This is a genomic window from Nigerium sp. (assembly GCF_039811905.1).
Taxonomy (GTDB): domain Bacteria; phylum Actinomycetota; class Actinomycetes; order Propionibacteriales; family Propionibacteriaceae; genus Propioniciclava.
In genome coordinates this window covers 1-9,228 of sequence record NZ_JBDHZL010000108.1, presented here as the reverse complement: position 1 = coordinate 9,228, position 9,228 = coordinate 1, and the positions used below count along the sequence as shown (strand labels likewise).

General features: G+C 70.6%; 8 protein-coding genes. 6 read left to right on the top strand and 2 right to left on the bottom strand.

From position 1 onward, the window contains the following. Positions 1–1,811, bottom strand: a 1,811-nt coding sequence (locus WMJ97_RS13065) for an alpha-amylase family glycosyl hydrolase (RefSeq protein ID WP_347349439.1), incomplete at its 3' end; no start/stop codon positions are given. Positions 1,812–2,233: 422 nt separating this feature from the next. Between WMJ97_RS13065 and WMJ97_RS13060 the strand changes: the two genes are divergently transcribed. Both WMJ97_RS13060 and WMJ97_RS13055 read left to right on the top strand, forming a co-directional pair. Next, the gene (locus WMJ97_RS13060) at positions 2,234–2,644 is read left to right on the top strand and encodes a YccF domain-containing protein (protein ID WP_347349438.1); all 411 of its coding nucleotides are present in this window, start codon (positions 2,234–2,236) and stop codon (positions 2,642–2,644) included. Between the two features lie 152 nt (positions 2,645–2,796). Beyond that, on the top strand, positions 2,797–3,414 hold the full coding sequence (locus WMJ97_RS13055; protein ID WP_347349437.1) for a MarC family protein: 618 nt from the start codon (positions 2,797–2,799) through the stop codon (positions 3,412–3,414). Between the two features lie 85 nt (positions 3,415–3,499). Here the strand turns inward: WMJ97_RS13055 and WMJ97_RS13050 are convergent, their stop codons facing one another. Next, positions 3,500–5,593 (bottom strand): elongation factor G-like protein EF-G2, encoded by a 2,094-nt coding sequence (locus tag WMJ97_RS13050; RefSeq protein WP_347349436.1) that lies wholly within the window; start codon positions 5,591–5,593, stop codon positions 3,500–3,502. 239 nt (positions 5,594–5,832) lie between these two features. Between WMJ97_RS13050 and rplM the strand changes: the two genes are divergently transcribed. The 4 genes from rplM (at position 5,833) to WMJ97_RS13030 (ending at position 9,140) form a co-directional block, all read left to right on the top strand. Continuing rightward, positions 5,833–6,276 (top strand): 50S ribosomal protein L13, encoded by a 444-nt coding sequence (rplM, locus tag WMJ97_RS13045; RefSeq protein ID WP_347349435.1) that lies wholly within the window; start codon positions 5,833–5,835, stop codon positions 6,274–6,276. Positions 6,277–6,290: 14 nt separating this feature from the next. Beyond that, complete coding sequence (gene rpsI, locus WMJ97_RS13040) at positions 6,291–6,818, top strand: 30S ribosomal protein S9 (RefSeq protein WP_347349434.1); 528 nt, start codon at positions 6,291–6,293, stop codon at positions 6,816–6,818. Between the two features lie 7 nt (positions 6,819–6,825). Continuing rightward, entirely contained in the window at positions 6,826–8,178 is a 1,353-nt protein-coding gene (gene glmM, locus WMJ97_RS13035; protein ID WP_347349433.1) for a phosphoglucosamine mutase, read from the top strand. Between the two features lie 152 nt (positions 8,179–8,330). Beyond that, positions 8,331–9,140 (top strand): hypothetical protein, encoded by an 810-nt coding sequence (locus WMJ97_RS13030; RefSeq protein WP_347349432.1) that lies wholly within the window; start codon positions 8,331–8,333, stop codon positions 9,138–9,140. The last annotated feature ends 88 nt before the right edge of the window (positions 9,141–9,228 follow it).

Genomic DNA, 9,228 nt, shown 5'->3' with positions numbered 1-9,228 from the left:
TCGATGAACCAGCGCTCGTCGCCGTGGGTGCGGTACCAGGCGAAGTAGTGCGGGAGCTCGGGGTGCACGAACTCGATGTCGCCGAGCCGCAGGGCCTCCGACGAGCGGCGCAGCGACGTGAGCGCACGGATGTGGTTGAGCACCGAGTCGGGGTCGTCCTCCTGCTCGGCGACGCTGAAGCCGGGCGTCTTTTCGGCGGGGACGATCCACGGCGTCCCGGTGGTGAAGCCGCCGCCGGGGGAGGCGTCCCAGCGCATCGGGACGCGCGCGTGGTCGCGCGAGCTGGCGAGCACCTGCGTCCACGCCGCGTCGGCGTCCACGCCCTCGTCGAGGAGGGTCTGGTAGCGGCGGAGCGAATCGACGTCGCGGAGGTCGTCGATGGCGGCGAAGGGCTGGTTGACGGCCGCGATCTCCTGCCCCTGGTAGAGGAAGGGGGTGCCGCGGAGGGTGAGCAGCAGGGTGCCGAGCAGCTTGCTGAGGGCGACGCGGTGCTGGGGCTCGGGGTTGATCTTCGACAGCATGCGCGGGTTGTCGTGGTTGTCGACGTAGAGGGTCATCCAGTCGCCCGGGCCGAGCCGCGAGGCGTACTCGACGAGGTACTGCTTGTACCAGTCGAGGTCGTAGCGGTAGTCGTCGAAGCGGGAGTTCCCGGCGGAGACGAGATGGTCGAAGCTGAACACGAGGTCGAGCTCGCCGCGGTCGGCGCCGGTGAGCAGGCGTCCGGTCTCCATGCCGATGCCCGGGCCCTCGCCCACCATCACCTTCGGCTCGTCCAGGTCGGGGGCGGCGAACGCGCGGGAGCGCAGCTCGCGCAGGTACTCGTGCAGGCGCGGCCCGTAGAAGTAGTGCTCGACGCCGGCGATCTGCACCATCTCGCCGACGAACTGGTGGCCGTCGGGCAGGCCGGGCATCTTGGAGATGAAGTTGATGACGTCCATGCGGAAGCCGTCGATGCCGCGGTCGAACCACCACCGGCAGATGTCGACGACCTCGTCGCGGACGCGCGGGTTCTCCCAGTTGAGGTCGGGCTGGCCGGGGGAGAAGAGGTGCAGCACCCAGCGTCCGGCCTCGGGGAACCAGCGCCAGGCGGGCCCCGAGAAGGCGGACTCCCAGTTGTTGGGCGGGTCGTCCGGATGGTCGGCGTCCGGCTTGACCAGGTAGTAGTACGAGCCGTAGGGCCCGGTCGGGTCGGCGATCGCCTCCCGGAACCACGGGTGCTGGTCGGACGTGTGGTTCACCACCAGGTCGAGGATGATCCGCATGCCGCGTTCGTGGCAGCCGGCGATGAGGGCGTCCAGTTGGTCGAGCGTCCCCATGCGCGGGTCGACCGCGCGGTAGTCGCTGATGTCGTAGCCGTTGTCGGCGTTCGGGGACGCGAAGATCGGGTTCAGCCACAGGCAGTCGACCCCGAGGGACGACAGATGGTCCAGATGTTCCAGGACGCCCCCCAGGTCGCCCACCCCGTCGCCGTCGGAGTCGGCGAAGCTGCGGGGATAGACCTGGTAGAAGACCGCCTGCTTCCACCAGGCGTCCCGATGCTCGTCGGACGCCGCCGGCGCCGACGACGGGGCGTCGGGCTCGACGTTCGCCAGGCGGAGCAGCGCGTCGATCAGCCCGGGGCCGGTCAGCGGGCGGGCGAGGAACCCGACCGTCGAGAGGCGCATGTTGCCGACGAGGGGGTTCGTGACCCAGCGGCGCGAGCGTCCGGTGGCGGTGAGCAGCTTGTCGACCAGGTCGCGCCCGACGGGGTGCGCGTAGAACTCCTTGACCCGCGACGATGGGCTCAGGACCCCTGGATGCTCCCGCGTCATCGGCGTTCCCCCTAGTACGGCTGGCGAAGGGATTCTAGATCCGTCCGCGTCCATGTCGAGGGGGTGTCATGCCCCTGTGGACGCGGTCGGCGCGGGTTCGGGCCAAAACGCTGCAGGTGTTCTCGAAACGCTGCAGGCGTTCTCGAAACGCCGGGCTCCGGCCGCAACGCTGCCTTACGTAAGGCAGCGTTCTCGATTAAGGCAGGCGTTGCGGAAACGCTGCAGGCGTTGCGCGGTTTACTGCAGGCGTTGTGGAAACGCTGCGGGCGTTCCGCAACGCTCCAGGCGTTCGAGCTATCCGGCACCGCGGGGTGATCAGGAGCACCCCACCCCAGGGCCGCGCCGGGGGCGTCCCGGGTGTGAAACGACCCCCGTCGTGGTTCCATGGGACGCACACTCGACCCGCTCGAAAGGACGCCCCCATGCGCACCCTGCTCAACATCGTCTGGCTCGTGACCGGAGGGATCTGGCTCGCGCTGGGCTATTTCGCCGCCGGGCTGCTCGCCTGCCTGCTGATCGTCACGATCCCGGCGGGCATCGCATCGTTCCGCATGGCCGCCTACGCGCTGTGGCCGTTCGGCAAGGCGGTCGTGGCGCGCCCGACCGCGGGCGCCGGCTCGGCGATCATGAACGTCCTGTGGTTCGTCATCGCGGGCTGGTGGCTCGTGATCGGCCACATCGGCACGGCCGTCGCGCAGTTCGCCACGATCGTCGGCATCCCGCTCGGGGTCGCGAACCTCAAGATGATCCCCGTCTGCGCGTTCCCGTTCGGCAAGCGCATCGTCGACACCGACTCCATCCCGCTGGGCATGCGCCCGCTGCACTCGCTGTAAGCCGGTCCCTGCGGCCCCGGCCGCGCGGCGGCGTCCGACCTCATCGGCACCCCGATTCTGACGGTCGTCCGGCCCCTCGGCCGGGCGGCCGTCCCTTTTCGCGCGGACGCCCCGACTCGCCGAAGATTCTTCGCGCCAGCTAGCCTGACGGCGTGTTCGACGCGCACCTGTTCTTCTCGACGTTCTTCACCCTGTTCGTCATCCTCGACCCGCCCGGGCTGCTGCCCGTCTTCCTCGGGCTGACGCGCCGCCACACCCCCGCCGAGCGCGCGTCGATCGCGTGGCGCGCGACACTCGTCGCGCTGGGGGTGATCGTGGGGTTCGCGGTGTTCGGACGCCAGATCCTCTCCTACCTGCACATCACCGTCGCGTCGCTGCAGGTGTCGGGTGGGCTTCTGCTCGCGCTGGTCGCCTACCAGATGCTCATGGGCCAATCCGACGGCGAGATCAACGCCGACGCCACCGCCCGAGCGCAGGTCTCCGTCGTGCCGCTCGGCATCCCGCTGCTCGCCGGCCCCGGGTCGATCGTCGCGATGATGCTCGCCGTCGACCGGGCCCACGACACGCTCGGCTACGTGACCGTCGGCGGCGCGCTGGCCGCCGCGATGCTCGCCGTCTGGCTGTTCCTGCGGTTCGCGTCGGTGATCAGGCGGGTTCTGGGCGACGCGGGCACGACGCTGCTCTCCCGCGTCGCGGGCATGCTGCTCGCGGCGATCGCCGTCCAGATGGTCGTCGACGGCGTCCTGGAGTTCGTGGCGCAGGCGTCCTGAGGCGTCCGGCCGGGGGCGAACAAGCGGGCGGCGGGCCGATTGGCCCGCCGCCCGCCGCGTCACTGGTTCGCCCTGCGGATGCCCCTCACTCCTTGGCCGCGTACTTGTCGGCCAGGTTCTGCGGCAGCAACTCGTACCCGTGGAACTCGCGGGTGAACGTGCCGGAGCCGTGCCCGATGCCGCGCAGGTCCACCGAGTAGCGGGACAGCTCGGCCTGCGGGACGAGCGCCCGGATGATCGCCTTGCGGTCGACCGAATCGGTGCCGAGCATCTGGCCGCGGCGTCCGGACAGGTCGGTCATGACCGCCCCCATGTACTCCTCGCCGACGGTGATCGTCACCTCGTCGATCGGCTCCAGCAGCGCCACGCGCGACCGGTCGGACGCCGCCTCCTTCAGCGCCGCCGCCCCGGCAAGCTGGAACGCCATGTCGGAGCTGTCCACCGAGTGCGACTTGCCGTCGTAGAGCGTCACCTTCACGTCCACCATCGGGTAGCCCGCGATGACGCCCTTCTCGAGCTGCGACTTCACGCCCTTCTCGACCGAGGGGATGAACTGCCGCGGCACCGCGCCGCCCACCACCTTGTCGACGAACTCGAACCCGCCGCCGCGCTCCAGCGGCTCGATCGTGATGTTGCACACGGCGTACTGCCCATGCCCGCCGGACTGCTTCACGTGCCGCCCGAGCGCGTCCGCCTTCGCGACGAACGTCTCCCGCAGCGGGATCTTCACGTCCTCGGCCACCACGTTCACCCCGTAGCGGTCGCGCAGCCGGTTCAGCAGCAGGTCGGCGTGCGCCTGGCCGGTCGTCCAGAGCACCAACTGATCGGACGCCCCCCGCGCCAGCCGCACCGTCGTGTCCTCCACCGCGAGGCGCTGCAGCGCGCCCGACAGCTTGTCCTCGTCGTTGCGGGACGCCGCCCTGATCGCGAGCGGCAGCAGCGGCTCCGGCATCTTCCAGTTGGGCACGACGCCGGGGGAGTCCTTCGCCGAGATCGTGTCGCCGGTCTCCGCGGTGGTCAGCTTCGGCAGCATCACGATCTCCCCGGCGATCGCGGACGCCTTCGGCTTCAGTTCGGTGCCCACGGCTTGCTGGACCTGGCCGATGCGCTCCTCGTTGTCGTGGTCGGGGTGCGCCCCGTCCTCCTTGCCGAGGAAGTGGCTGCGGTGCCCCGAGACATGCACCGTCTCGTCGGCGTGCAGCGTGCCCGAGAAGATGCGGACCATGGACAGGCGTCCGGCGAACGGGTCCGTGGTCGTCCGGATGACCTGCGCCACCAGCGGCGCGGCCGGGTCGGAGACGGACGCCTCGACGTCGCCGTTGAGGCGGGTCACCTCGGGGTTCGGGTGCAGGCTCGGCGTCGGGAACCCCTGCGCGATGAGCGACAGCAACTCCTCGGTGCCGACGCCTTTGACGGTCGTCACCGGCACCACCGGGAACAGCCGCGCCGTCGCGGTCGCCTTCATGAGGTCGTGCACGAGGTACTCACGCGTCGGCTCTTCGCCGCCGAGGTAGGACTCCATGAGGTCGTCGTCCTCGGCCTCCTGGATCAGCCCCTCGATGAGCGGCCCGCGGTGCTCCTCGAGCAGGTCGTCGTGGCCCGCGTCGCCCTCGTGCAGCACCGGCTCGCCGGACGCCGAGTAGTCGCGGAACCGCCGCGACAAGACGCCGACCGTCCCGTCGATCTCGGTGCCCGACCCGACCGGGACGTGGATCGGGAAGACGCCTTCGCCGAAGGCGTCCTTCACCTCTTCGACGACGGTGTCGAAGTCGGTGTGGGCGGCGTCCATCTTGGTGAGCGCGATCACGCGTGGCAGGTCCGCCTCCGCGCACTCCTCCCACAGGGCGCGGGCCGCGCCGTCGATGCCGTCGGCCGCGCTCAGGACGAAGATCGCCGCGTCTGCCGCCCGGATGCCCGCTCGCAGCTCTCCGACGAAGTCGGGGTGACCGGGGGCGTCCAACAGATTGACGAAGACGTCGCCGGTCTGCAGCGACGCGAGATAGAGCTGAGAAAGGCGCTCCGCGTCGTCCTTCTCGCCCCTGTAGCCGGGGACGCGCGCCCGCAGGAGTTGTTCGAACAACGAGGTCTTCCCTGACCCCGCGTTACCGATCAACACGACGTTGCGCACATCATCCGGACTGTTCACCTGGATCATCGGATTGTTCACCTTCGAACTCATGGCGCTACCTTGCCACCGTCGGGTCTCGACGCGGCGTGGTTCGTCCGTTTTGGTCGAGCGTGTCCGGGCAAGGCCGGACGCGCCGCCCACCAGGCCGGACGCCGCGGGCCCGGCTCGTTTTGACCGCCGCCGGGCCGCAGGGTAATCTAAACCGCTGTTGCGCTGTGGTGTGCCGACCCCTCGTCGGTCCCGCGCATCGCAGAATCGAAGTCCTCAATCATGGAAGATGGTCAACGACCGTGTCTACGTACAGCCCTAAGCCTGGCGAGATCACCAGGGCCTGGCATGTGATCGATGCCGAAGACGTCGTTCTCGGGCGCCTCGCGGTGACCGCGGCCACGCTCCTGCGCGGCAAGCACAAGGCGACCTTCGCTCCGCACGTCGACACGGGCGACTTCGTCGTCGTCGTGAACGCTTCCAAGATCGCCCTCACCGGTCACAAGGCGACCGACAAGCGCGCCTACCGGCACAGCGGGCGTCCGGGCGGCCTCAAGTCCGTGTCGTACGGCGAGCTGCTCGAGTCCGACCCGCGGCACGCCGTCGAGCGCGCCGTGTGGGGGATGCTCCCGAAGAACAAGCTGAGCCGCAAGCTCATGAAGAAGCTGAAGGTCTACGCCGGCCCCGAGCACCCGCACGCCGCGCAGCAGCCGCAGCCGTACCAGATCACCCAGATCGCCCAGTGACCCAAGGAAACACCGTGACTGACACCGTTGACGAGCAGAACACCGAGACCACCGACGAGGTGACCCCGTTCACCGACGAGTCCGATCGCGAGATCGCGTACCGCTCCGAGGCGACGCCGTCGTCCGCGACGCCGGGCGAGCGCCCGGCGGTCGTCGCGCCCGGCGCTGCGACCGGACGCCGTAAGGAGGCGGTCGCCCGCGTGCGGCTCGTGCCCGGGTCCGGCAACTTCTCGATCAACGGTCGTTCGCTCGACGACTACTTCCCGAACAAGCTGCATCAGCAGACGATCAACGAGCCTTTCGTCACGGCGGCCGTCGAGGGCAACTACGACGTGATCGCGAAGATCGTCGGGGGCGGCTTCACCGGCCAGGCCGGCGCGCTGCGCCTCGCGATCGCCCGCGCGCTCAACGGCATCGACACCGAGGCGAGCCGTCCGGCCTTGAAGAAGGCCGGCCTGCTGACCCGCGACGCCCGGGCCAAGGAGCGCAAGAAGGCTGGCCTCAAGAAGGCCCGCAAGGCTCCTCAGTACTCCAAGCGCTGATCCGGCCATGGCGCGCCTCTTCGGTACGGATGGCGTTCGGGGCCGGGCCAACGAGGCCCTGACCGCCGAACTCGCGCTCGAGCTTTCGGTGGCGGCCGCCCGCGTGCTGGGCGACTCCGGCGCCTTCGCCGGCCATCGGCCGCTGGCCCTCGTGGCCCGCGACCCGCGGGCGTCCGGGGAGTTCCTGGAGGCAGCCGTGGTAGCCGGCCTCGCGTCGGCGGGCGTCGACGTGGTGCGGCTCGGGGTCGTCCCGACGCCGGGCACCGCGTTCCTCGTCAACCACACCGGGGCCGACCTCGGGGTCATGCTCTCGGCCAGCCACAACCCGATGCCCGACAACGGCATCAAGTTCTTCAGCCGCGGCGGGGTCAAGCTCGACGACGATCTGGAAGACGAGATCGAGCAGCGCATGAGCGAGGAGTGGCAGCGGCCGACGGGTGGCGGCGTCGGGCGCGTGACGGAGGATCCGGGGGCCATCGAGGCCTACGTGGCGCACCTCGTCGCGTCGCTGGGTGCCGATTCCAGCCTCGAGGGCCTCAAGGTCGTGCTCGACACGGCCAACGGCGCGTCCTCCATGACGGGCCCCGCTGCCTTCGAGGCGCAGGGCGCCCAGGTGCTCTCCATCCACGCCGAGCCCGACGGCCTGAACATCAACGACCGCTGCGGGTCGACCCACATGGGCGACCTGAAGAAGGCGGTCGTGGAGAACGGCGCCGACGTCGGCTTCGCGTTCGACGGCGACGCCGACCGCTGCCTGGCGGTGGACGCCGAGGGCAACGTGATCGACGGGGATCAGATCCTGGCGATCTTGGCCCTCGCCCTCAAGGAGCGGAAGGGCCTGCACTCCGACACCGTCGTGGCGACCGTCATGAGCAACCTGGGCTTCATCAACGCGATGCGCGAGAACGGCGTCCGGGTCGACCAGACCAAGGTGGGCGACCGGTACGTGCTCGAGTCGATGAACGCCAACGGCTTCGCGCTGGGCGGCGAGCAGTCGGGGCACGTGATCATGAGCGAGTTCGCGACGACCGGCGACGGCGTCCTGACGGCGCTGCACGTGGCTGCGCGGATGGTCCGGACGGGCCGCTCGCTGCGCGATCTGGGCGCGGTGATGCGGCGGCTGCCGCAGGCGCTCATCAACGTGCCCGGCGTGAACAAGACGCGCGCCGGCATCGACCCCGAGGTGAACGCGGCCGTGACGGCGGCGTCCCAGGAGCTGGGCACCTCGGGCCGTGTGCTGCTGCGGCCGTCGGGCACCGAGCCGCTGGTGCGCGTGATGGTCGAGGCCGAGACCGATCAGCGGGCCCACGAGGTCGCCGAGCGGCTGGCCGCGATCGTGAAGGACCGCCTGAGCCTGTGAAGTACCCAGCGGAATAGCCGCGCGAAACGCCCCGGAGCTGTGAACTCCGGGGCGTTTCTGCGTTGATTCTCAGGACGCCCACGGCGTGCCGCGACGCGTGTCTCAATCGTGCTGGATAGGTTGCGCCCAGGAACGATGAGCGAGGATCGACCATGTCTCAGAGCACTCTTCCCCGTGCTGATTCACCTCACGACGATCGCGACCAGCCGCGCTTCGAGGGCGAACTCGTCCTCGGCGGGCACGTCCGCGAGCGGGCGAGCGGACGCGTCCCCTGGCTGCTGGCCGGCGGCGCCGCGGTCGTGACGACGCTGAGCGCCGCCGTCGCGACGGTGCCGCTGTTCGCGCGGGAGGACCAACTCACCGTGTTCCTGCCGCTGCTCGTCTGGGTGGCCGCGCCCGGCATCGGGCCCGCGGCGACGTGGGCGGGCGAGGTGGCGCGCTCGTGGCGGTCGGCGTTCGGGGTGTGGTTCACGTTGCCGTACGCGGCCGTGTTGTTCGCGAGCGCCGGAGTCGCCGGCATCGAGTGGCCGGCGTGGGTCGCGCCCGCCGTCGGGCTGGCCGCCGCGGTGCCGTTCGCGCTGCTGTCGCGCGACCCGGACGCCGTCCCGCGGCTGGTGCCCCAGCGCGGCGCCGTGGTGCCGCGCGGAACGCTGCTGACCGGCGTCGCCGTGATGGTGAGCGTGCTCGCCGCCGGGTCGGACCGGGATCTGTGGGGCGCCGTCGCCCAGGTCGCCCTCCTCGTGGCCCTCGGATGCGTCGCGCTGCGGACGACCGGGCTCGCCGGGGCGGCGTCCCGGTGGCGTCCGCGGCACTGGCTCGCCCTCGTCTGGGGGACCCTCGTCGCCTGGGCCTGCATCGCCCTCCGCGCAGCGGGCGGGCCGTTCGCCGCGCACCCGTGGCTCGGCGTCCTCGCGGCCCTCGTCGCCGGGACGCCCCTGGTGCGCCTGGGCCTGCGGCGCTGACCCGCCCCCGCTCGGGGTGCGTTGCTCTCCCGTGTGCGTTTCTATGCTGCGTAATCCACACCGGGGTGTGGAGGATGTCACACGGCTC

Coding starts and splice junctions, on each gene's coding strand:
- WMJ97_RS13060 (WP_347349438.1), top strand. CDS start 2,234: ATGCGCACCCTGCTCAACATCGTCTGGCTCGTGACCGGAGGGATCTGG.
- glmM (WP_347349433.1), top strand. CDS start 6,826: ATGGCGCGCCTCTTCGGTACGGATGGCGTTCGGGGCCGGGCCAACGAG.
- WMJ97_RS13030 (WP_347349432.1), top strand. CDS start 8,331: ATGTCTCAGAGCACTCTTCCCCGTGCTGATTCACCTCACGACGATCGC.
- WMJ97_RS13050 (WP_347349436.1), bottom strand. CDS start 5,593: ATGAGTTCGAAGGTGAACAATCCGATGATCCAGGTGAACAGTCCGGAT.